A 19,137-nucleotide genomic window follows, 5' to 3' on the forward strand; every position below is an offset into this window, starting at 1 on the left:
GCGTTCCCCTGTCAGGCGACGGGCGCCGGGAACGTCGGGTATTCCACGCCGGAGACGTGCTGCACGACCCGGATCACCTGGCACGAGTAGCCGAACTCGTTGTCGTACCAGAGGTAGAGGATCGCGTTGTCGCCGTCGACCTTGGTGGCGCCGGCGTCGACGATCGAGGCGTGCCGCGAGCCGATGAAGTCGCTGGAGACCGCGTCGGGCGAGTCGGTGAAGTCGATCTGGCGGCGCAGCGGCGAGGTCAGCGAGACGTCGCGCAGGTACTCCAGGACCTCGTCGCGGTCGGTCTCGCGGCCCAGGCGCAGGCTGAGGATGGCGATCGAGACGTCCGGGACGGGGACACGGATCGAGGAGCCGGTGATGGGCGCCTTGAGGTCCGGCAGCGCCTTGGCGACGGCGGAGGCGGCACCGGTCTCGGTGATCACCATGTTGAGCGGCGCGGAACGGCCGCGGCGGTCGGCCTTGTGGTAGTTGTCCAGCAGGTTCTGGTCGTTGGTGAACGAGTGGACGGTCTCCACGTGGCCGCGCAGCACCCCGTACTCGTCGGCCATCGCCTTGAGCGGCGGCACGATCGCGTTGGTGGTGCAGGAGGCGCAGGACAGGATCTGCTCGTCCGGCTTGATCGTGTCGTGGTTGACGCCGTGCACGATGTTCGGGACGTCGCCCTTGCCGGGCGCGGTGAGGACGACCTTGTCGATGCCGGGGCGCAGGTGCGTCGAGAGGCCCTCGCGGTCGCGCCACTTGCCGGTGTTGTCGATGAGGATCGCGTTGTCGATGCCGTACGCGGTGTAGTCGACCTCGGACGGGTCGTTCGCGTAGATCACCTTGATCGCGTTGCCGTTGGCGACGATGGTGCTGTTCGCCTCGTCGACGGTGATCGTGCCCTGGAACGGGCCGTGGATCGAGTCGCGGCGCAGCAGCGAGGCGCGCTTCACGAGGTCGGCCTCGCCGCCGCCGCGCACGACGATGGCGCGCAGCCGCAGCCCGTTGCCGGAGCCGGCCTTCTCGATGAGGAGGCGGGCGACGAGGCGGCCGATGCGGCCGAAGCCGTACAGGACGACGTCGCGGCCCGCGCCCGCCTCGATGTTGCCGGTGCCGACGGCGCCCGCGACGGCCTCGGCGGTGAACTCCTCGACGCTCAGGCCGCGCTCGTCGCTCTTGTACGTCGCGGCGAGCATCCCGAGATCGATCTGCGAGGGACCGAGGTCGAGGGCGGCGAGCGCCCGCAGGAACGGCATCGTCTCGGTGACCGAGAGCTCTTCACCGGCTATCTGCCGGGCGAATCGGTGGGTCTTGAGAATGCTCACCACCGACTTGTTCACCAAGGAGCGGCTGTGCAGCAGGACGTTCACGTCCCGCTCGCGGTGCAGCTTCCCGATGATCGGGATCATCGCCTCCGCGGTCTCCTCGCGGTGCTTCCAATTGGTGAACGAGTCGTCGTTGACAGTCACGATCATCTCTTTCGAGCTAGTTGGCGCTCATATGCTAACCCGCCCGCTCACAGGCTTGATCCCCAGGTCGGAGAAGCGCCCGGCGCCGTGCTCGTGACGTGCTCGGCGAACCGCTCGCCGATGCGCCGGTGGGTGGCCGCGTCGGGGTGCACCTCGTCGGGCAGCGGCAGCTCCGCGTAGTCGCTCTCGCCGTAGAGGTCGCGGCCGTCCAGGTAGTACAGGTGCGGGTCGTCGGCGGCGCGCCGCTCCACGATGCGGGCCAGTTCGGCACGGATGGTGCGCAGGGTGAGCCGGCCCTGGGCGACGTCCGCCGGGTCGCCCGTCGCCTTGAACCGGATGCGCCCGTCGGCGGCGTCCCGGAAGTCGGCGGCGCCCGGGCCCGGGGTGTCCTCGTGGATCGGGCACAGGATCGGCGAGACGACGAGCAGCGGAGCGGTGGGGTGCCCCTCGCGGATCGTGTCGAGGAAGCCGTGCACGGCCGGAGTGAAGGCGCGCATCCGCATCAGGTCGTAGTTGACGACGTTGATGCCGATCTTGACGCTGATCAGGTCGGCGGGGGTGTCACGCATCGCGCGGGCGGTGAACGGGTCGAGGAGAGCCCCGCCGCCGAAGCCGAGATTGATCAGGTCGGTGCCCATGCGGGACGCGGCGAGCGCGGGCCAGGTGGTGGACGGGCTCGCGGCGTCCGAGCCGTGGCTGATGGAGCTGCCGTGGTGCAGCCAGACGGGGCGGCCCGAGTCGCCTGCGGCTTCGACGGGGGCGTCGGTGCGCAGGGCGACGAGCTCGGTGGTCTCGGTGTGCGGCAGCCAGATCTCCACGTCCTTGAGGGAGCCGGACAGGCCGTCGAAGCGGAGGGTGCCGGGGGCGCCCGGGGTGTGCTCGAAGGTGCCCGCCGCCATGTCGATGGTGAGCGTGTGCCCGCCCTGCACGCTGCCCTGCCCGGCGGGGCGGCCGTCGACGACGAGGTCGTACAGGCCCTCGGGGCGCGGCGGCGCGCCCACGTAGACGCGCTTGGTCGGCACGGTGTCCAGCTCGATCACGGTGGCGCGGGTGCGCAGCACGACGCGGACGCCCGAGGGCTGGGACTCGGCCATCGCGAGTTGCCCGTCGGTGTTCTGGGCGCGGGCGCTCGCGGGCAGCCGGTGCGGCAGCAGGCTTCCGCTCGCGGTGCGCTCCAGGTCGAGGGCGCCGCGGATCAGGTCGGCGGTGAGCGGGGTGGCGGTCAGTGCGGTGGTCACTTCGGGTTCTCCTCAGGCCAGCTGCGCAGCAGGGCGTCGAGTGCGTCGAGGGTGCGGGCCCAGCTCACGTCGGAGTCGGGTGCGCTGTGGCTGAAGCCACCGGCCGCCTCCAGGCTCACGTAGCCGTGGAAGACGCTGCCGAGCAGCCGGACCGCATGGGTCTGGTCGGGTTCTGCCAGGTCGTAGCCGCGCAGCAGGGCGCGGGTCATCTGCGAGTGGCGCGGTCCGGCGCTGGCGGCCGCGGTCTCGGGGTCGAGGCGGAACTGCGCGGCGGTGTAGCGGCCCGGGTGTTCACGGGCGTAGTCCCGGTACACGTTCGCGAGCGCGGTCAGGGCGTCCTTGCCGGACCGGCCGGCGAGCGCGTCGGCGGCCCGGTCGGCGAGTTCCTGGAGGGCGATGAGCGCGATCCGGGTCTTCAGGTCGTGCGAGTTCCTGACGTGCGAGTACAGGCTCGCGACCTTCACGTCGAAGCGGCGGGCGAGCGCCGAGACGGTCACCTGCTCGAAGCCGACCTCGTCGGCCAGCTCGGCCCCGGCCTGCGCCAGCCGTTCCGTGTTGAGCCCCACACGTGCCATAACCATCCTCCCGTTCGACCATGATGATTATGCATTTGCCTAAACCCTTTAGGCAACTTAGCCTCATGCTTATGAAGCCATTGACCGAGACAGACATCCGCGGCGCCTTCGTGAACTGCAGCAAGGGCGAGGCGAAGCGCCTGTCCGTGCCGCGCGATCTGGCCGAGCAGCCATGGGAGGACCTCGACTTCTTCGGCTGGCGCGACCCGCAGGCACCGGACCGCGCCTACCTGGTCGCGGAGCTCGACGGACGCCTCCAGGGCGTCGCGCTGCGCGGCGCGCAGTCGGCGACGTCCTGGCAGACGCGGCGCAGCATGTGCTCGATGTGCGTCACCACGCACACCGGGGGCGTCGCGCTGCTGGTCGCCCCGAAGGCGGGCAAGGCCGGGAAGCAGGGCGACTCGGTCGGCGCGTACATCTGCAGCGACCTGGCCTGCTCCCTCTATGTGCGCGGACTGAAGGACGCCGGTTCCGGGTCGCGGATGCACGAGACGCTCACGCTGGAGGAGAAGATCGAGCGCACCCTGGCGAACGTCGCGGCGTTCGTCGCGAAGGTCACCGCCTGAACCGCCCGAGCCCCCGCTCCCCGCAGATCCCTCTGATCACTCCCGGCCCGAGCAGCAGCCCTGGGCGGCCTCGGTCGCCCCGCGGCAGAAGCACGACGCCTCGACCGGTACGTCCGCCAGGGCGGCGGCGATCTTCAACTGCTGGGCCACGATGCGCGCTTCGCCGTCGCGGCCGAGCCGCACCAGGCATTCGTGGAACCCGTGCAGCGCCCAGACGTTGCCCGGGTGCTGCTGGGCGCGCGGCAGCGTGTCGTCGAGGCCCAGATCGGCGCGGTAGACGGCCTCGGCCTCCGCGACCCTGTCCTGTTCGAGCAGGAGCGCGCCGAGGGCGTGCCGAGTGGGCTGCATCCAGCCCCAGGGTTCGTCGTAGGGCAGGGTGTCGTCCAGTTCGACGGAGCGCCGCAGCGCCACGAACGCCGCGTCGAACTCACCCTTGCGGTAGGCGAGTTCACCGTCGAGCATCTCGGCGGCGATGGCCAGGATGTCGGGGCAGGTGTTGTTGAACAGCATCCGCGAGTCCGGGACCGCGGCGGCCGCCGCACGGAAGCGGTCGCGCTCGGCCTCGGCCTGCTCGACGCGGCCGGTGGCGGCGTAGGCGACGCCGCGCGCATAGTGCAGCATCGCCGTGGTCACGCAGTACAGCTCCGGGTCGGCGGGCAGCGGCAGTCCGATGAGCTCGTCCCATCGTCCGAACCGGACGAGGGCGTGCACGCGCATCGCGACGAAGCCCTCGAGCCAGTCCGCCATCGGCGGGCTCTGCACGCGCAACAGCTTCTCGGGGACGGCCCGTTCGAGCGCGCGCACCGCGTCCATCGCGTCCCGGAAGCGGCCGAGGAACATCGCTCCGTAGATCTTGAAGTGCAGGTTGTGGCAGCGGTACAGGGTGTAGAAGTTCAACTCCCCTTCCCTGGAACGGTACTTCTCGTCGGCCACGACCGCCGCGGTGTTGTCGTCGAGCACTCGGCGATAGTCGCCGCACAGCACTTCCAGGTGGGACGGCATGTGCCGCAGATGCCCCGCGTCGGGCACGAGGCCGCGCAGCGTCTCCCCTGCCGCCAGGGCCTGTTCGGGCGTCGGGGACATCTCCATCAGGTGGACGTAGGAGTGCAGCAGCCCCGGATGGCGGGCTCCCGCCTCGGTCGCGAGGGCCCGCTCGATGACGTCCTTGGCGTCGGTGGTGCGCGCGCCGGGTGCCGGCCGCCCGGTGCGGATGTCCCACAGCTGCCAGGGCGTGAGGTTCATCAGGGCGTCGGCGTACAGGGCGGCCACGTCGGCGTCGTCCGGGGCGAGGCGGTGGACGGCGCGCATACGCTCGGCGTAATCCTCGTTCCAGACCGCGCAGGACTCGGCGGACGGGGCGGTGGCCTGCGGATAGCGGTCCCGCAGTGCACCGATCAACTCCCGCTCCACCGGCGTCACTTCACGTTCCCCGGCCTTCACGAGGGCACGTTGCACGGCGGCGTACGTGCGTTCCACGGTCTCGGCCAGCTCCTGCTCGTCGAAGAACTCCCAGGGCTTGTTGTAGTGGGGGCCCAGGGCGTAGGCGATCCCCCACTCGGCCATGGCGCAGCGCGGATCGGCCGCGGCGGCGGCCTCGAAGCACCGGACGGCTTCTTCGTGGTTGAAGGCGTACGTCCAGTTCAGCCCGCGGTCGAACCAGGTCTGCGCGGGTGCCGACGACGTGGTCACGGGGCGCGTGTGGCCGCCGAGGTCGTAGTAGTCCGTGCCGTCCATGTGCGCGCTCCTTCAGGGTGCCGGGCCCGTTCCTGCATCTGTCCTACCGGCGCCCCACGATGCCGGGCCAGCCCGGAGCGCGCGGCCGGGGTGCGTCCGGTTGACGGGTTCGGCCCGGCGGGCTCCCCTTCCGGGCGTACGCGGTACAGGGCCTCGACGCGGCGCCCGGCTCCGTGCCCGGCTCCGGCAGCGCCCGCACCACCTGACGCCAGGGTGACCTGCCGGGAGAGGCCGGGCCGCGCCCCGGGCCCTGGGTGACCTGCCGGGAGGGGCCGGGCCGCGCTCCGGGCCTGGGTGCCCCGAACGGCTGCTCGGCGAGGTCGCCCAGGTCGAGGTCGGGCCCGGCGGCGAGCACGTGGGCCTCGGGGAGGGCCACGGCGAGACGTTCGCGGGGCGCGGCGCGGCGCCGCGTGGAGCCGACCGTGGCGCACGCCGCCTCCCGCGTGCAGTTCGGGCGGCCCCTGAACCGATTCCAGGCGGCCGAGCAGGAGGTGGCGCTCAGGGCCGAGGAGGCCGCGCTGGTCCTTGCGGCCGTGGAGGCGGCGGGCGCCTCGCTCGCCGAGCCGGACCGTGCCGCGTTCGCCGCGTGGGCCGCCGCCGCGCAGACCGCCGCCTCGGTCGGCGCGATCACCCGGATCGCCCACCGGTGGCACGGCGCGATCGGCTTCACCGAGCTGAGTCCGCAGCCCCTCGCCACGCCCCGGCCGCGGTCCTGGCGCGACGAGGACGGCTCCGAGCAGGAGTGGCAGCGCGCGATCGGCCGGTACGTGGTCGAGGGCGCCGCCGACGGACCGTGGCCGCAGGTGGCCGGCGCCCGAACCCGCGCGCCGCACGGCCGCCTACGCGGACCGGTCGAAGACCCCGCCCCGCGCCGCCGCCTCCGCTGCCGCCGCCGCCCGCCGCGGCAGCCCGGGATCGGGGTCCGAGCGCAGGAGCAGCAGTTCGTGGTAGACGGGCGCGGTGGCGGCGACCAGCAGCGCCCGGGCGTCGACGTGTTCGGTGAGTTCGCCGCGGGCCGTCGCCCGTTCGACGATGTCCGCGCAGCGTGCGTAGCGGTGCTCCCAGAGGCGACGCTGCGCGCGGGCGGCCGCTCCCGAGCGGAACGAGGCGGCGACGAGCGCCTCCATGAGGGAGGGCCGCACCGTCAGCGCGTCCTGGATCTCGCCGTTCAGGGCCGTCAGATCACCGAGCAGCGAACCGGTGTCGGGGGCCCGCCAGTCGTCCTCGCCCGCCGCGTCCAGGACGTCCGCGAGCAGGCCCCCGATGTCGTGCCAGCGCCGGTGGACGGTGGTGCGGTGGACTCCGGCGCGGGTCGCGACGCTCTCCACCGTGAGCCCGTCGTAGCCGCGCTCGGCGAGTTCGGCGCGGACCGCCGCGAGGACCTGGGCGCGGACGCGGGCGGTGCGGCCGCCCGGCCGGCGGGCCGGTTCCGCGGCGGACGGTTGATCGGCGGCCGATGACATGCGAGCATCTTAATGCATCACCTGTAGCAATAAGAGCGGTGACAGGACCGCCCGGACCGGAAGAAGGCCCTCGTCGATGCCCCTCACCCCCGCCGACCCGACCGTGCTGCACCCGATGCCGGGCCAGCCCCGGGTGGTGCAGCTCAAGCCGCTGGTCACCTCGCCGTTGATCGAGGTCGGCGACTTCTCGTACTACGACGACCCGGACGACGCGACCGCGTTCGAGACCCGCAACGTGCTGTACCACTACGGCCCCGAGAAGCTGGTCATCGGCCGGTTCTGTGCGCTCGGCACCGGGGTGCGGTTCCTGATGAACGGGGCCAATCACCGGATGGACGGGCCCTCGACGTTCCCGTTCCCGACCCTGGGCGGTTCCTGGGCCGACCACTTCGACCTGCTCACGGGGTTGCCGGTGCGCGGAGACACGGTGGTCGGCAACGACGTGTGGTTCGGTCACGGGGCGACGGTCATGCCGGGGGTCACCATCGGGCACGGCGCGATCATCGGCGCGGGCTCCGTCGTCACCTCGGACGTGCCGGACTACGGGATCGTGGGCGGCAACCCGGCCCGGCTGATCCGCACCCGCTACGCCGCGGACGACGTGGCCCGGCTGCTCGCGGTGGCCTGGTGGGACTGGCCGGTGGAGCACATCACGGCGCACGTCCGCACGATCATGTCGGGGACGGTGGCCGAACTGGAGGCCGTGGCGCCGTAGTCGGCGCCTCGCGTCACCAGGGGCGGATGGGCCGTACGCCGGTCCTTCTGCCGTCCGCGTCCAGCAGATGCCCCATGCGCTTGACGGTGTGCAGGCCCACGATCCGGTCGGTCACCGTGAGCGTCGGCAGCCGCGCGCACAGCGCGGCCTCCCTGCGCTGGACGTCCCCCAGGTCGTGCACCCACAGCGTGGTGAAGATGTTCGCGGTGCCGGTGACGGCGGCGACCAGGCGGCACTCGGGCAGCGCGGCGAGCGTGCGGTGGACGGTGGGGATGTCACGGGCGGGCGCCCGGCCGAGCAGGGACACGGGGAGCGGTCGGCCGGCCAGTTCCGTGGCCATGTCGCAGCGGAAGGTGAGGACGCCGGAGTCGGTGAGGCGGCGCAGTCTGCGGCGGACGGTCGCCGGGCTGCTGGCGGACCGCTCCGCGAGCGCGGCGAGGCCGAGGCGGCCGTCGCGCACGAGGGCGTCGAGCAACGCCCGGTCCACGGCGTCGAGTTCGAGGGTCGGTGTCGGTTCGGGCGCGCCCGCGCCCGCGGTGCCGAGCGCGGTCAGCTGCGTCGGCGCGAGCGATCTGAGGCGCCATCGACTGCCCTCGACGAACAGGGACGTCGCGAAGAGGCAGTCGACCGAGACGAGGCCCGGCAGCGGTTCGAGCCGCGCGGTCAGGAAGCGGGTCAGCGCGGGCAGGTCGGACGCGAGGACGTCCAGGAGCAGATCGGCGCTGCCCGGCCCGGTCAGTTCGACGGTGACGACCTCGTCGAAGGCGCAGAGCCGGTCCGCGAGGTCGGCCCTGCTGCCGGGGCGGCAGCGCAGCAGCACGAACGCGGTGCAGCGGGTCCGGGAGAACTCGCGGCCGGGTGCCGCGTAGACCCAGGCCAGGCCCAGTTCGGTGAGGCGCTCCCAGCGGCGGGCCAGCGTGCTCGCGGTGACGCCGAGCGGCGATGCCAGCTCGGTCCAGGAGGCGCGCGGGCGCAGCTGGAGGGCGTTGACGAGCGCGAGGTCCAGCTCGCTGACGGTGACCGTTTCTGACATTGCTGGCCCACTTCACGAACGTTTCCGATGATTTTCCGGCCCGGTTCGGCCGCCGCCCGCACAGTAGCCACCACTTTCGGTTCCGGCCACCAGAGCACCAGAAGGGATCTGCTGTGGGCACAAAGGGATCTGCCGCGGGCACCAGGGAATCCACCGGGGGCGCCGCCCTGCCCGTCGGACGTCTCGGCACCGGGCGCGCCATGCTCGCCGCGATGGCGACGGTCGTGGTGTTCAGCGGTGTCGTCCAGGGCTGTCTGACGCCGCTGCTCCCCGAGCTGGGCGACCGGCTCGGCATCAGCGGTGTCGGCCAGAACAACCTGTATCTGCTGTCGCAGTGCGCGTTCGCGGTGCTCACACCGCTGCTGTCCCGCCTCGGCGACCTGTACGGGCATCGCAGGCTGCTGCGGGTGGCGCTGACGATGGCGGCCGCCGGTTCGCTGCTGATGGCGGTGCGGCCGACGGTGGCGACGCTCGCCGTCGGCATGGTGCTGCAGGGCGCCGTGGTCGGGTTCTTCCCCCTGCTCGCGGGGATCCTGCGCTCGCGCGCCCCGGAGCGCGGCCGGACCGGGATGTCACTCCTGGTCGGCGCGCTGCTCATCGCCATCGGCGTCGGCGGTCTGGTCGCGGGCGCGCTCAGCGAACGGCACGCGGCGGCCGGGCTGTGGGCGGCGGTCCCGGTGGCGGTCCTCGCGCTCGTCGCGGGCCTGCTGCTGCCGGACAGCGACACCGCGCGCGGCGGCCGCTTCCACTTCGGAGCGGCGGCCCTGCTGACGGTCGGCCTGGTGGCGCTCGTCCTGGTGCTCGCGCAGGGCGCGGCCTGGGGCTGGGCGTCGGCGCGCTCCGTGGGCACCGGGGCACTCGCGGTCGTCGTGCTCGCGGTGTGGGTGACGGTGGAGCGGCGGACCGCGCATCCGCTGGTGAGCGTACGGATGCTGAGCGACCGGCGACTGGCGGCGGTGAGCGCCCACACGTTCTGCGCGGCGTTCGGCGCGATCGGCTTCCTCGGCGCCAACGCGCTGTTCCTGGGCGCCGACCCGGAGCGCACCGGCTACGGCATGGGGCTCGGCCCGCAGTCCATCGCGACGGTGTCGCTCGCGATGGTCGTCGCGGGGTTCGCGGGGTCCACGGCGACACCGAGCCTGGCCCGCAGGATCGGTGACCGCGCGGAGCTCGCGACCGGTGGCGCGCTGATCGCGCTCGGCTTCCTCGGCATGGTCCTGGCCCATGCCACGCTCCCCCAGTACCTGGCGTCGGCGCTGGTCGTGGGGCTGGCCACCGGCCTCTTCGAGTCGATCACGCGGACGCTCTCGGCCGAGATCGTGCCCGAGCGGCAGACCGCGCTCGCGGTGGGCCTCAACGAACTGGCCCTGTCGCTCGGCGCGGCGATCGGCGCCGCGGTGATCGGCGGTCTGTTCGCCGCCCACCAGCGCTCGGCCGGTGTGATCGCGCTGTCCGGCTACATGTGGAGCTGGGGCGTCTGCGCGGCCGTCGCCCTCGTCGGCTCGGCCCTCGCCCTGGCCTACCGCGGCGGCGCCCCGGCCGCACCGCGCACCGCACCACCCGTCACCGTCGAGAAGGGCCTCGCATGACCACCCCCCGCACCGCGCCGCGTACCGAAGCGGCCTGCGCCGTCCGCCGTCACGCCGACCGTCTGATCGCGCTCAGCCACAGCCTGCACGCCGAACCCGAGACCGCCCTCGACGAGCACCGCTCGGCGGCGAAGATCGCCGGGTTGCTCGACGCGGCCGGGTTCACGGTGACCCGCCCGCTCGACGCGCTGCCGACCGCGCTCGACGCGACGTACGGGACGGGCGAGCTGGTGATCGCGTTCTGCGCCGAGTACGACGCGCTGCCCGGCATCGGGCACGCCTGCGGGCACAACGTGAACGGCGCCGCCGCGGTCGGCGCCGCGCTGGGCCTCGCCGCGGTCGCCGACGACCTGGGCGTCACCGTGCGCCTGATCGGCACCCCCGCGGAGGAGGACATCGGCGGCAAGGCGCTGCTGATCGAGGCCGGGGTCTTCGACGACGTGGCTGCGGCGCTGATGGTGCACGCGGCCGCCGAGGACAGCGTCGGCGCCTCCTCCCTGGCGATCGGCGCCTGGGACATCAGCTACCGGGGCCGGCCCGCGCACGCGGCGCTCGCCCCGTGGGAGGGGATCAACGCGCTCGACGCCCTGACGGTGGCGCAGACCGCGCTCGGCCTGCTGCGCCAGCACCTGCCGCAGGGTTCGCTCGTGCACGGCATCGTCACCGACGGCGGCAGCGCGCCCAATGTCGTACCCGACCTCACCCGGGCCAGGTACGAGGTGCGGGCCCCCACGCTGGAGCAGCTGCGGTCGGTGCAGGGCCGGGTCAGGGCCTGCTTCGAGGCGGGCGCGCTCGCCACGGGCGCGGAGCTCCGTCTGGAGCCCCATGGGCGGGACTTCGCGGATCTGGTGCAGGACCCCTACCTCACGGCGGCCTACACGGAAGCGGCCAGGGGCCTTGGCCGGACCCCGCGCTCGCGGCACGGCGACACGATGGCGTCCACGGACATGGGCAACGTCTCGCGGCTGCTGCCCGCCATCCATCCGACCATCGGCTACGACACCGGGGGCGCCCTTCAGCACACGGCCGCGTTCGCCGCGTACGGCACGTCGCCGGGCGCCGACCGGGCGGTGCTCGACGGTGCGACGGCGCTGGCCCTGACTGCCGTAGCGGCGGCGGATGGCCCGCGGCGGTCGCCTCTCCTGAGCGGAGTTTCCGCACGTCAGAGGGGGTCCGACCGGACCGCGGGAATCATCCCGGCACACTCCGTGACGACCATGTCCGAATAACGAACACCCCCCATGGCCTTCGGACAGTGCCCGCATACTGAGCCGACTTCGTCTCACATCACGGACCATCCGCCAGGGAAATAGGTCCGGGAACAGCAGAACGGGCACGATCTTGACCAGCACCCCCACCCCCGTCGCCGAACGGCGGCAGGAGACCGCGCAGGCCCCGGACCCCGGGACCGGCAACGGCCTCACCCACGGCCTCAAGCAGCGCCACCTCTCGATGATCGCCCTCGGCGGCGTGATCGGTGCCGGTCTCTTCGTAGGGTCCGGCGCCGGCATCGCGGCGGCGGGTCCGGCCATCGTGCTGCTCTTCGCCGCGGCCGGCGCGGTCGTCATGCTGATCATGCGGATGCTCGGCGAGATGTCGGCCGCCCGCCCGGCCACCGGCTCGTTCTCGGTCCACGCCGAGAAGGAGCTGGGCGCCTGGGCCGGGGCCACCTCGGGCTGGACGTACTGGACGATGCTCTGCTGCGGTGTCGCCGCGGAGGCCACCGCGGCCGGGCAGATCATGCACCACTGGGTGCCGTTCCTGCCCGCGTACGGCTGGGTCGCCGTCTTCATGGTGTTCTTCTGCGCCAGCAACCTGCTGGCCGTGCGGAACTTCGGCGAGTTCGAGTTCGTGTTCTCCGCACTGAAGGTCGCCGCGATCTGCGCGTTCCTCGTGCTGTGCGTGCTCGGCATCCTCGGTGTCTTCGGCGACGCGCCCGGCACCGCGAACCTCACTGGAGACGGCGGCTTCTTCCCGACCGGCACCACAGGTCTGATCGCCGGTCTGCTGACGGCCGTGTTCGCGTACGGCGGTCTGGAGACCGTCACCATCGCCGCCGCCGAGTCGGACAAGCCCCGGGAGAACGTGGCGCGTGCCGTGCGCACCGCCGTGTGGCGCATCGCCCTCTTCTACGTCGGCTCGATGGCCCTGGTCGTCGTCCTCGTCCCGTGGAACGACCCGTCCGTCGCCGCCGACGGCCCGTACGTCACCGTCCTGGACCGCCTGGGCATCCCGGCGGCCGGCACGATCATGCAGGTCGTCATCCTGGTCGCCCTGCTGTCCGCGATGAACGCCAACATCTACGGCTCATCGCGCATGGCGTACTCCCTGGTGAGCCGGGGCCTCGGCCCGCGCTTCATCGGCAAGGTGACCAACGGCGTCCCGATGGCCGCGGTCCTCGCCTCCTGCGCCTTCGGCTTCTTCGCGGTCTTCGCCGGGATCTGGTGGCCGGACACCGTCTTCACCTGGCTGATGAACACCACCGGTGTCGCGGTCCTGGTCGGCTGGGTCTTCATCTGCCTCACGCAGCTGAGGATGCGCCGCCGCCTGGAGCGCGAGGCGCCCGAGCTGCTGACCGTGCGGATGTGGGGCTTCCCGTATCTGACGTGGCTGGCGCTCGCCGCGATCGTCTGTGTGTTCGTCGCGATGGCCACCACGTCCTCCGGCCGCGACCAGCTGTTCGTCTCGGCGATCCTGGTGGGCGCGCTGGCCCTGGCCGGGTACGTGAAGCAGCGCAAGGACCTCGACGCGGCGGCCTGAGCGGCTCGTTCTTCGTGCGGCGGCCGCTCCGTTCCGCTCTACACCCGCGGCATGCTGCCCCGCCACGACGATCTCGTCCTGTGCCGGATCCCGTTCCCCATCGAGGAGACGGAGGCGGACGACGGTTCGTACGCCGGGGTGTACGTGAACCCGGGCAGCCCGTGCTCGGTCCATGTCCCGTTCGACGCCGCGCGGTTCCGCGCCTGGCGGGCGCTCATGCACCGGGCCGAGCGGCGCGGCCATGACGACGACGAGCTGGTCACGATGTTCACCGGCCCGCAGGCAGGGCCCCTGGCGCACGGGCTCGCCTGCGGCACGCATCTCGCCGTGCACAACCGGGTTCCGTGGAACGAGGTCGGCCCCGTCTACCACGACTACGAGCAGGACGTGGAGGTGTTGCGGGAGTCGTGGGACGTCACGGACCGGCGCGGCTGGCTGGAACAGCTCACGTATCTGCTGCGCGGCGAGAACAGCCCGCGGCACCCCGAACTCGCCCTGCGCGTACGCCGAGCCCTGCCCGGCGGCCGGGTCGATCCCGAGCGGTGGCGCGAGCTCGCCGTCGCCGAGGTGCGCCGGATCAGCGACGACGCGCGCGACGCGGCCGCGGTCCGGGACGTCGTCGGGCGCATCCTGCGCTACGAGTCCCGGTTCCGCGCCGACGGACTGCTCGCCGCCGACGGCCCCGGTTCGGTCGTCGTCTCCGCCCTCGCCTACGACTACGGGCGCGCCGTCAACTTCGCCCGCTGGGGCCTGGGCGCGCGGTTCGCGGGGCAGCGGGAGACGGAGGACGCGGTGGTGCGGGCCGGGGAGCTGGCGCGGGAGGTGTACGGGTCCTGGGCGGAGTTCTCCGCGGGCTATGTCCTCGGCCGCGTACTCCGCTTCGACGACGAGTCGTTCGGCCACATGTACGGCTCGGCGGTGCGGCCGCACGAGATTCTGACGACGCATCCGGAGAGCCCGTGGCGGAGCATGCCGTTCCGCACGTGATCCCGGCGGGCGGTGCCTCCCTCAGGATCCCGACGCCAGGAACAGGTCCACGACGTAGCACTCCTCGACCGTCTCCTCGCCGCCCGGGGCCCTCCGCCGCAGCCGCTCCCGCTCCTCCGCGAGGAAGGCGTTCACCCGCTCCTCGCCGAGGACGAGGAGAGCCGAGCGGCTGCCGAGGTTGGCGAGGTGGGTGTCGAGGGGGACGGTCCGGGTCCAGGGCAGCCGGTGCCGCCGGGTCCGCAGCCCGGTGAGTCCGGCGGCCGCCACCGCCTCGGCGTCGTCGAGGGGCGGCGCGGTGCGGGCCTCGACGCCGCAGTACGCCGCGATACGGGCGTGCTGCGCGGCGATCCACGGCACGTCGAGGGCCGTGGTGTTCCACCAGATCGCGAGCGCGCCGCCGGGCCGCAGCACGCGCAGCGCCTCCGGTACGGAGCGGGCGGTGTCGGTCCACTGCCAGGCCTGCGCATAGGTGACGAGGTCCATGCGATCCCCTCGCAGGGGAAGGGCGTTGCCGTCCCCGCGCACGACGGGCAGCCCGGGGTGGTCGCGCCGGAACTGCGCCGCCATGCCCTCGCCCGGCTCCACGGCGACCACCTGGGCGCCGCGCTCGCGCAGCAGGGCGGCGGCGATCCCGGTCCCCGCCCCGACATCGGCGACCCGCGCACCGGCCAGCGACCGCCCGAGGAACTCCTCGGCCGCGTCGAGGACGGCGGGCGGATAGGAGGGCCGGTGTGCCGCGTACCGTGCGGCGGCCCGGTCGAAGGCGCGGGCCCGCGATGCGTCGGTCATCCCCGCATCGTCGCACGTCGGAGCCGACGCGCCGCGAGGACGACGACGACCGCGGGGGCGACGGCGACGGCCCGGCAGATGTCGGCCACGTACCACGGGGTATGCAGCGGGCCCGGGGGAACCGGCCCACGCCCTGACGATGAGCGCCCCGAAACCCGCCCATGATCACCGCTCACCCGGTTGACTGGGCCCATGAACACGGTGCCCCACCAACCCCCCGCTTCTCAACCGCCCCCACCCCAGGGACACATGATCGTCTGTGGTGGGGACGCGCTCGCCGAGCGGCTGGCCGCCGAGTTGCGGAGTCTGTACGGGGAGCAGGTCACCGTCGTCGTTCCCACCGCGCCGCCCGACCCCAGCGGGCGCACCGCCCCCGCGGCCCGCGTCCGTGCCACCGCGCTGCTGGCGCGCATGCAGTCCGTGATCAACCGCAGCACGCCCGAGAACGGTCACCCGGTGGCGCCGCCGCAGGTGCAGCAGGCCACCGTGCTCGACGAGCAGGCCCTCTCGGACGCGGGCGTGACCGGGGCGACGGCGCTCGCGCTGGTGCATGACGACGACGAGACGAACATCCGTGCCGCGCTGGCCGCCCGCCGGCTCAACCCTCAACTGCGCCTGGTCATCCGCCTGTACAACCGCAGCCTCGGCCGGCATCTGGCCGATCTGCTCGACCAGGCGGCCGCGCTGTCCACGCCAGGACTCGATCCGGAGGCCCTGGACACGTCCACGACGGTCCTGTCGGACGCCGACACCGCGGCCCCGGCGCTCGCGGCCAGCGCGGTCGCGGGGACCAGCAAGGTCGTCCAGGCCGACGGGCTGCTGCTGCGCGCCGTCGAGCGGAACCCGCCGGGGCGCGGCGAGGTGCCGGACCCGGGGCTCGCGACGCTCGCGCTGCTCTCGGCGACCACCAACGACCCGGCGGGAGCGGAGGGTTCGGACGCGGACGACGGGCGTGAGGGGCCGCTGCTGCTGCCCGACGACCTCACCGTCGCCGCCGCCACCGGCCGCGGCACCGTGGTCCTGGAGGCGGTCACGCCCGCTGAACGGGCCACCCCCGCCTGGTCGTCGGCCACCCGCGGCATGCCGCTCGGCTCCCTGTTCTCGCGTCGCCTGCGCTGGTCCCTGTTCGGTCTGGCCGCCAGCGTCCTCGGCCTCGCGATCGCCACCTGGGCCACCAGCGGCGTGCCCCCGCTGCACGCCGGGTACCTCACCCTGCTCGACCTGTTCGCCATCGACGACCCGGCGATCGGCGAGCCGGCCTCCCGCAAGGTGCTTCAACTCCTCACCGGGTTCGCCGGGTTGCTGCTGCTCCCGGTGCTGCTGGCCGCGGTCCTGGAGGCGCTGGGCACGTTCCGCGGCACGGGTGCGCTGCGCCGCCCGCCGCGCGGCCTGTCCGGGCACATCGTGCTGCTCGGCCTCGGCAAGGTGGGCACCCGCGTCCTGTCCCGGCTCGGTGAACTCGGCATCCCGGTGGTGTGCGTGGAGGAGGACCCGGAGGCGCGCGGCATCCCGCTGGCCCGCGGCCTGCGCGTGCCCACGGTGATCGGTGACGCCACGTCGGACGCGGTCCTGGAGGCCGCGAAGATCCACCGCGCACACGCCCTGCTCGCCCTGACCAGCGCCGACACCACCAATCTGGAGGCGGCCCTGTCGGCCCGCGCACTCAACCCGGACCTGCGGGTGGTGCTCCGCCTGTACGACGACGCGTTCGCCGCCGCCGTGTACCGCACCCTGCGCGCCGCCCACCCCCGCGCGCTCACCCGCAGCCGCAGTGTGTCGACGCTGGCCGCGCCGGCCTTCGCCGGGGCGATGATGGGCCGGCAGATCCTGGGCGCCATCCCGGTCGAGCGCGGTGTGCTGCTCTTCGCGGCGCTGGAGGTGGCCGGTCATCCGCAGCTGGAGGGCCGCACGATCGCGGAGTCGTTCCGTGCGGGGCACTGGCGGGTCCTCGCCCTGGACGCGACCGCCCCGGCGGAGCGCCGCCCGGACCTCGCCGCCTCCCCGGCCGAGGGCACCAGTACGCACCGGCCGACCGGGCTGGTCTGGAACCTGCACGACGGCTATGTCCTGCGCCCGCAGGACCGGGTCGTGCTCGCCGCGACCCGGCAGGGCCTGGCCGAACTCCTCGGACGCGGTCACACTTCCCGTCGGGCCGCGCACCGCACGTAGCCCGGGACCGGGACGGAAGGGGCGTTGTGAAGGACACGGCGAAGGACCGGCAGGAGCAGGGCTCGAAGGCACCGGCCGAGCCGCGGAGCCTGTGGCGGCACCGGGACTTCCTGCTGCTGTGGAGCGGGCAGACGGTGAGCGAGATGGGCTCGGCGGTCACCCAGCTCGCCCTGCCGCTGGTCGCGGTCGCCGTCCTGGACGCGAGCACGTTCGAGGTGGGGCTGCTCACGGCGGCGGCCACGGTGGCATTCGCGTTGATCGCGCTGCCCGCAGGAGCGGTGGTCGACGGCCGCTCCAAGCGGTCCGTGATGACCGTCTGCAACGTGCTGCGGCTGCTGATCATCGGTTCCGTACCGGTGGCGGCCGCCCTCGGCGCGCTGACGATGACGCAGCTGTACGTCGTCGCGGTCACGGCCGGGGTGTGCACGGTGTTCTTCGACGTCTCGTACCAGAGTTACGTGCCGACGCTGGTCGGCGCCGGCCAGCGAATGGACGCCAACAGCAAGCTGGGCACGACCCAGGCGTTCGCGCTGCTCGGCGGTCCTGGCGTGGGCGGCGGGCTCGTCGCCGCGTTCGGGGCGGCCGGGGCCATGACGGCCGACGCGCTCTCGTACGCGGTGTCGATCGTGACCCTCTCCGGGATCAGGACCCGCGAGGAGCCGCCGCCCGCCCGGCGCGAGGACGAGACGCTGCGCGGCCGCATCGCGGAGGGGCTGCGGTTCGTGCTGCACCACGAGGTGCTGCGCAAGGTCGTGGCGTGCACCGGTACGGCGAACTTCTTCGGCGGCATGGCCACGGCGCTCGAAGTGGTCTTCCTCGTCCGGGAGTTGGACGTCAGCCCCGCGCTGACCGGTCTGGTCATGGCGGCGTCGGCGGTCGGCGGCGTCCTGGGCGGCGTGTTCGCGGGGCGGCTCGCCGCGCGGATCGGTTCGGCGCGGATCATGTGGGTGTCGACGTTGGTGTTCTGCGCTCCGCACATCGCCACGGCGTTCGCGTCGCGCGGCTGGGGCGTGCTGCTGTTCGTGCTGGGCTACGGCATGACGTACTTCTCGGGCATGGTCTACAACGTGGCGCAGCTCAGCTACCGGCAGTCGGTGACGCCGCCGGAGCTGATGGGCCGGATGAACGCGGCGGTGCGCTGGGTGGTGTGGGGCACCCTGCCGCTCGGCGGCGTCCTCGGCGGACTGCTCGGCTCGCTGATCGGGGTGCGCCCCACCCTGGTGATCTCGCTGATCGGGTCCTGGGCGGCGGGCTGGTTCGTGTTCTTCTCACCGCTGCGCAGGATGCGCGACGTCACCGACTGACATGGCCTCAGGCCCGGGTGTTCGGTGGCCAGTTGCGGATCTCCTTGGGCCGGGGCGGCGCGTACGTGCGCACCTTCGACGTGGTCAGGCCCATCCGTACCAGGGACTCGGCGATGGTCACGGCGGCGGCCACCCCGTCGACGACGGGCACGCCGGTGCGCGCGACGACCTGTTCCGTCAGCCCGGCCATACCGCCGCAGCCCAGGCAGATGACCTCGGCGCGGTCCGACTCGACGGCGGCGACGGCCTGTTCGACGATCGCGGCGACGGCGGCGTCCGGGTCCTCCTCCAGGGCGAGCACGGGCAGCCCGCTGGCCCGCACCGAGGCGAGCCGGTCGGTGAGACCCGCGAGTTTGAGGCGGTCCTCGATGAGCGGCACGGCCCGGTCGAGGGTGGTGACGACGGAGTACTTGTGGCCGAGGAACTGGGCGGTGCTCGCCGCGGCCTCGGTGATGTCGACGACCGGCACGTCGAGGAGTTCCTGGAGCCCCTCGCGGCCGTGCTCGCCGTAACCGGCCTGGATGACGGCGTCGTACGGCTCCTTGTAGGCGCGCACCTTCTCCATGACGGCGATGGCGGCGAGATAGCTCTCGTAGTTGCCCTCGCAGGACTCGGGGCCGAAGTCCGGGGTGAGCGGGACGATCTCGGTGCCGGGTGCGGCGACGGCCTCGGCCTGCTGGGCGATGCTCTTCGTCATCGTCTCGGTGGTGTTGACGTTCGCGACGAGGATGCGCATGAGGGGTCTCCTGAACAGCGGG

16 protein-coding genes and 1 pseudogene are annotated in these 19,137 nt (G+C 73.0%); 9 read left to right on the forward strand and 8 right to left on the reverse strand.

Features of this window, described 5'->3' with window-relative positions; translation table 11 throughout:
* Window positions 1–11 precede the first annotated feature (11 nt).
* The 3 genes from J3486_RS13085 to J3486_RS13095 are packed head-to-tail and all read right to left on the reverse strand — an operon-like array spanning window position 12 to window position 3,270.
* The gene (locus tag J3486_RS13085; protein ID WP_207820440.1) at window positions 12–1,457 is read right to left on the reverse strand and encodes a glyceraldehyde-3-phosphate dehydrogenase; all 1,446 of its coding nucleotides are present in this window, start codon (window positions 1,455–1,457) and stop codon (window positions 12–14) included.
* Between the two features lie 47 nt (window positions 1,458–1,504).
* On the reverse strand, window positions 1,505–2,695 hold the full coding sequence (locus J3486_RS13090) for a GDSL-type esterase/lipase family protein (RefSeq protein WP_207820441.1): 1,191 nt from the start codon (window positions 2,693–2,695) through the stop codon (window positions 1,505–1,507).
* Window positions 2,692–3,270 carry a TetR/AcrR family transcriptional regulator gene (locus tag J3486_RS13095; protein ID WP_207820442.1) on the reverse strand — a complete coding sequence of 193 codons (579 nt, stop codon included), beginning with the start codon at window positions 3,268–3,270 and terminating at the stop codon, window positions 2,692–2,694. Before J3486_RS13095 ends, J3486_RS13090 begins: the two co-directional genes overlap by 4 nt.
* A gap of 71 nt (window positions 3,271–3,341) precedes the next feature.
* On the opposite strand from J3486_RS13095, the gene J3486_RS13100 reads away from it, so the two are divergent.
* The gene (locus J3486_RS13100; RefSeq protein ID WP_207820443.1) at window positions 3,342–3,836 is read left to right on the forward strand and encodes an FBP domain-containing protein; all 495 of its coding nucleotides are present in this window, start codon (window positions 3,342–3,344) and stop codon (window positions 3,834–3,836) included.
* Window positions 3,837–3,872: 36 nt separating this feature from the next.
* Here the strand turns inward: J3486_RS13100 and J3486_RS13105 are convergent, their stop codons facing one another.
* Window positions 3,873–5,570, reverse strand: a complete 1,698-nt coding sequence (locus tag J3486_RS13105; RefSeq protein WP_207820444.1) for a hypothetical protein — start codon at window positions 5,568–5,570, stop codon at window positions 3,873–3,875.
* A gap of 422 nt (window positions 5,571–5,992) precedes the next feature.
* On the opposite strand from J3486_RS13105, the pseudogene J3486_RS45175 reads away from it, so the two are divergent.
* A pseudogene (locus J3486_RS45175) lies at window positions 5,993–6,193 on the forward strand (acyl-CoA dehydrogenase); the annotation flags it as partial.
* A gap of 216 nt (window positions 6,194–6,409) precedes the next feature.
* Here the strand turns inward: J3486_RS45175 and J3486_RS13115 are convergent.
* Entirely contained in the window at window positions 6,410–7,033 is a 624-nt protein-coding gene (locus J3486_RS13115; RefSeq protein WP_207820445.1) for a TetR/AcrR family transcriptional regulator, read from the reverse strand.
* Window positions 7,034–7,109: 76 nt separating this feature from the next.
* On the opposite strand from J3486_RS13115, the gene J3486_RS13120 reads away from it, so the two are divergent.
* Window positions 7,110–7,748: a CatB-related O-acetyltransferase gene (locus J3486_RS13120; RefSeq protein ID WP_207820446.1), complete on the forward strand. Its 639-nt coding sequence runs from the start codon at window positions 7,110–7,112 to the stop codon at window positions 7,746–7,748.
* A 13-nt stretch (window positions 7,749–7,761) separates the two neighbouring features.
* Here J3486_RS13120 and J3486_RS44670 read toward each other — a convergent pair whose 3' ends face one another.
* A complete protein-coding gene (locus J3486_RS44670; protein WP_207820447.1) occupies window positions 7,762–8,781 on the reverse strand; it encodes an Lrp/AsnC family transcriptional regulator in 1,020 nt (339 codons plus the stop codon).
* Between the two features lie 113 nt (window positions 8,782–8,894).
* On the opposite strand from J3486_RS44670, the gene J3486_RS13130 reads away from it, so the two are divergent.
* From J3486_RS13130 to J3486_RS13145, 4 genes are all read left to right on the forward strand, one after another.
* Window positions 8,895–10,370, forward strand: coding sequence for an MFS transporter (locus J3486_RS13130; RefSeq protein ID WP_307804793.1), 1,476 nt, complete (start codon window positions 8,895–8,897; stop codon window positions 10,368–10,370).
* Window positions 10,367–11,599 carry an amidohydrolase gene (locus J3486_RS13135; RefSeq protein WP_207820448.1) on the forward strand — a complete coding sequence of 411 codons (1,233 nt, stop codon included), beginning with the start codon at window positions 10,367–10,369 and terminating at the stop codon, window positions 11,597–11,599. Before J3486_RS13130 ends, J3486_RS13135 begins: the two co-directional genes overlap by 4 nt.
* 223 nt (window positions 11,600–11,822) lie before the next feature.
* Window positions 11,823–13,130, forward strand: a complete 1,308-nt coding sequence (locus tag J3486_RS13140) for an amino acid permease (RefSeq protein ID WP_229378018.1) — start codon at window positions 11,823–11,825, stop codon at window positions 13,128–13,130.
* Window positions 13,131–13,181: 51 nt separating this feature from the next.
* Complete coding sequence (locus J3486_RS13145; RefSeq protein WP_207820450.1) at window positions 13,182–14,117, forward strand: DUF1266 domain-containing protein; 936 nt, start codon at window positions 13,182–13,184, stop codon at window positions 14,115–14,117.
* Window positions 14,118–14,138: 21 nt separating this feature from the next.
* Here the strand turns inward: J3486_RS13145 and J3486_RS13150 are convergent, their stop codons facing one another.
* A complete protein-coding gene (locus tag J3486_RS13150) occupies window positions 14,139–14,906 on the reverse strand; it encodes a class I SAM-dependent methyltransferase (protein ID WP_207820451.1) in 768 nt (255 codons plus the stop codon).
* Between the two features lie 249 nt (window positions 14,907–15,155).
* Here J3486_RS13150 and J3486_RS13155 point away from each other — a divergent pair, with 249 nt between their 5' ends.
* Complete coding sequence (locus tag J3486_RS13155) at window positions 15,156–17,075, forward strand: NAD-binding protein (protein WP_207820452.1); 1,920 nt, start codon at window positions 15,156–15,158, stop codon at window positions 17,073–17,075.
* Window positions 17,076–17,101: 26 nt separating this feature from the next.
* Window positions 17,102–18,379 (forward strand): MFS transporter, encoded by a 1,278-nt coding sequence (locus J3486_RS13160; RefSeq protein WP_207820453.1) that lies wholly within the window; start codon window positions 17,102–17,104, stop codon window positions 18,377–18,379.
* Between the two features lie 7 nt (window positions 18,380–18,386).
* Here J3486_RS13160 and J3486_RS13165 read toward each other — a convergent pair whose 3' ends face one another.
* Complete coding sequence (locus J3486_RS13165; RefSeq protein ID WP_207820454.1) at window positions 18,387–19,115, reverse strand: aspartate/glutamate racemase family protein; 729 nt, start codon at window positions 19,113–19,115, stop codon at window positions 18,387–18,389.
* Window positions 19,116–19,137: the final 22 nt, after the last annotated feature.

Origin of the sequence: Streptomyces sp. VRA16 Mangrove soil, from assembly GCF_017377775.1 — a bacterium.
GTDB lineage: Bacteria > Actinomycetota > Actinomycetes > Streptomycetales > Streptomycetaceae > Streptomyces.

Bases quoted from the DNA above. Each gene is read 5' to 3' on its own strand.
- J3486_RS13095 (WP_207820442.1), bottom strand. From the start codon at position 3,270: ATGGCACGTGTGGGGCTCAACACGGAACGGCTGGCGCAGGCCGGGGCC.
- J3486_RS13100 (WP_207820443.1), top strand. From the start codon at position 3,342: ATGAAGCCATTGACCGAGACAGACATCCGCGGCGCCTTCGTGAACTGC.
- J3486_RS13105 (WP_207820444.1), bottom strand. From the start codon at position 5,570: ATGGACGGCACGGACTACTACGACCTCGGCGGCCACACGCGCCCCGTG.
- J3486_RS13115 (WP_207820445.1), bottom strand. From the start codon at position 7,033: ATGTCATCGGCCGCCGATCAACCGTCCGCCGCGGAACCGGCCCGCCGG.
- J3486_RS13120 (WP_207820446.1), top strand. From the start codon at position 7,110: ATGCCCCTCACCCCCGCCGACCCGACCGTGCTGCACCCGATGCCGGGC.
- J3486_RS44670 (WP_207820447.1), bottom strand. From the start codon at position 8,781: ATGTCAGAAACGGTCACCGTCAGCGAGCTGGACCTCGCGCTCGTCAAC.
- J3486_RS13135 (WP_207820448.1), top strand. From the start codon at position 10,367: ATGACCACCCCCCGCACCGCGCCGCGTACCGAAGCGGCCTGCGCCGTC.
- J3486_RS13140 (WP_229378018.1), top strand. From the start codon at position 11,823: ATGATCGCCCTCGGCGGCGTGATCGGTGCCGGTCTCTTCGTAGGGTCC.
- J3486_RS13145 (WP_207820450.1), top strand. From the start codon at position 13,182: ATGCTGCCCCGCCACGACGATCTCGTCCTGTGCCGGATCCCGTTCCCC.
- J3486_RS13150 (WP_207820451.1), bottom strand. From the start codon at position 14,906: ATGACCGACGCATCGCGGGCCCGCGCCTTCGACCGGGCCGCCGCACGG.
- J3486_RS13155 (WP_207820452.1), top strand. From the start codon at position 15,156: ATGATCGTCTGTGGTGGGGACGCGCTCGCCGAGCGGCTGGCCGCCGAG.
- J3486_RS13165 (WP_207820454.1), bottom strand. From the start codon at position 19,115: ATGCGCATCCTCGTCGCGAACGTCAACACCACCGAGACGATGACGAAG.